Raw genomic sequence first — 2,680 nt, forward strand, 5'->3', positions numbered from 1 at the left:
CCTTAAGTGAACAGCATTGCTCCACAAGGGAGGCGTTTTTTTTTGTACTTAAAACACGGCTAAAGCATCAAGCGAGGTCGAAACGGTCCAGGTTCATTACCTTGGTCCAGACGGCCACGAAGTCTTTGACGAACCGTTCCTGCGCATCCGCGCTGCCGTACACCTCGGAAATCGCACGCAGTTGAGCGTGTGAACCGAACACCAGATCGACGCGAGAGCCGGTCCATTTCACTTCGCCGGTCTTGCGGTCACGTGCTTCAAAGGAGTCGTTGGCACCCGAAGTCGCTTTCCACTCAACAGCCATGTCCAACAGGTTCTTGAAGAAGTCGTTGGTCAGGGTTTCCGGCGTGTCGGTGAACACACCATGCTTGCTCTGCTCGACGTTGACATTCAAGACCCGCAGGCCGCCCAGCAGCACGGCCATCTCTGGCGCAGTCAAGGTCAGCAGTTGCGCCTTGTCGACCAGCAGCGACTCGGCCGAGACCTTGTAACGCCCTTTCTGATAGTTGCGGAAGCCATCGGCGATCGGCTCAAGGAAGCTGAACGACTCGACATCCGTCTGCTCTTGAGACGCATCGGCACGGCCCGGCGTGAACGGAACAGTGACCTGCTGGCCAGCGTTCTTCGCCGCCTGCTCGACGCCTGCACTACCGGCCAGCACGATCAGGTCAGCGATGGACACTTTCTTGCCGTTCGATTGAGCCGCGTTGAACTCGTTCTGAATACCTTCAAGCGTACTCAGCACGTTCGCCAGTTGTGCAGGCTGGTTGACCGCCCAGTCCTTTTGCGGCGCAAGACGCAGACGCCCGCCGTTGGCACCGCCGCGCTTGTCAGAGCCACGGAAGGTGGAGGCTGCTGCCCAGGCGGTTGAAACCAGTTGCGAGACCGAAAGCCCCGACGCGAGAATCTTGCCCTTGAGCGCGGCAACATCCTGATCATCCACCAGCGGATGAGTGACGTCTGGAATCGGGTCCTGCCACAACAGCTCTTCGGTCGGTGTTTCCGGGCCGAGGTAGCGGGTCAGTGGGCCCATGTCGCGGTGAGTCAGCTTGAACCAGGCACGCGCGAACGCATCAGCCAGTTGCTCCGGATTGGCCAGGAAGCGGCGAGAAATCTGCTCGTAGGCCGGGTCGAAACGCAGCGCCAGGTCAGAAGTCAGCATGCTTGGCGCATGACGTTTGCTCGGGTCGTGGGCGTCCGGAATCTTGCCAGCGCCAGCGCCGTTTTTAGGCGTCCACTGATGCGCGCCGGCCGGGCTCTTGGTCAGTTCCCAGTCGAAGGCAAAGAGGTTTTCCAGGTACTCGTTGCTCCATTGGGTAGGCGTCGAGGTCCAGGTCACTTCCAGGCCGCTGGTGATGGTGTCGCCACCTTTACCGGTGCCAAATTTGTTGCTCCAGCCAAAGCCCTGTTGCTCAAGACCGGCTGCTTCCGGCTCAGGACCAACGTTGTCGGCAGGGCCAGCACCGTGAGTCTTGCCGAAAGCGTGACCACCGGCGATCAACGCCACGGTCTCTTCGTCATTCATGGCCATGCGGCCGAAGGTTTCGCGGATATCCCTCGCCGAAGCGACAGGGTCCGGCACGCCTTCAGGGCCTTCCGGGTTCACGTAGATCAAGCCCATCTGCACGGCGGCCAGCGGGTTTTCCAGATTACGTTCGCCACTGGCGGTGCGGCTTTCTTCGTTACCGTGGTTCTCAGGCTCGGCCACCAGGGTGCCGTCGCCCGGCTGCTGCATTTTCTTCTGCGCGCCGTAACGCTCTTCGCCACCCAGCCAGGTGGTTTCGGAACCCCAGTACACGTCTTCTTCCGGTTCCCAGACATCCGGGCGACCACCGGAGAAACCGAAGGTCTTGAAGCCCATGGATTCCAGCGCCACGTTACCGGTGAGCACGATCAGGTCGGCCCAGGAAATCTTGCGGCCGTACTTCTGCTTGACCGGCCAGATCAGGCGACGTGCCTTGTCCAGGCTGACGTTGTCAGGCCAGCTGTTGAGCGGCGCAAACCGCTGCTGACCGGCACCTGCACCGCCACGGCCATCACCGGTGCGGTAAGTACCGGCGCTGTGCCAGGCCATACGAATGAACAGCGGGCCGTAGTGGCCAAAATCCGCCGGCCACCAGTCCTGCGACTGGGTCATGACGTCGCGCAGGTCTTTTTTGACCGCTTCGAAGTCCAGACTCTTGAACTCCTTGGCATAGTCAAAGCCCTCGCCCATCGGGTCGGAGAGCGAAGAATGCTGGTGCAAAATCTTCAGATTCAGCTGCTTGGGCCACCAGTCACGGTTGGTGGTGCCGCCGCCGGCAGCGTGGTTGAAGGGGCATTTCGATTCAGTTGACATGCTTGATACACCTTTTTGTCATTTGCATCCGGCCATCCAGCCCACTCGAGGGGCTTCAGACAGCGATGACGGAACTCAACAGCACGGGATTCACACCGGCAGCCCGATCAACGATCGCGCCAGCTCTACAGATACGTCGCACAGCGATCATCAGATTACTGCGGTGCGAGGCCACAACGTGCACAGTGAACTTGAGCTCATTCTTATCTCCTTATCAGGGTAAAACCGCACGGCTTGCGCCGATGCATTCCTAGTGTACTGTTTTCGAAAAAAATCAGCCACCAACTAACGGAAAATTCAAATCTTATCAATAGCTTAGCTTGCAGGTTATGGGTAACTTAT

At 59.1% G+C, this 2,680-nt stretch carries 1 protein-coding gene; it reads right to left on the reverse strand.

Annotated elements, in window-relative coordinates; translation table 11 throughout:
• Positions 1 to 67: 67 nt before the first annotated feature.
• Positions 68 to 2,338, reverse strand: a complete 2,271-nt coding sequence (gene katG / locus DW49_RS0127715; protein ID WP_005620450.1) for a catalase/peroxidase HPI — start codon at positions 2,336 to 2,338, stop codon at positions 68 to 70.
• Positions 2,339 to 2,680 lie beyond the last annotated feature (342 nt).

Source organism: Pseudomonas avellanae BPIC 631, from assembly GCF_000444135.1.
GTDB lineage: Bacteria > Pseudomonadota > Gammaproteobacteria > Pseudomonadales > Pseudomonadaceae > Aquipseudomonas > Aquipseudomonas avellanae.

Bases quoted from the DNA above. Each gene is read 5' to 3' on its own strand.
- katG (WP_005620450.1), bottom strand. From the start codon at position 2,338: ATGTCAACTGAATCGAAATGCCCCTTCAACCACGCTGCCGGCGGCGGC.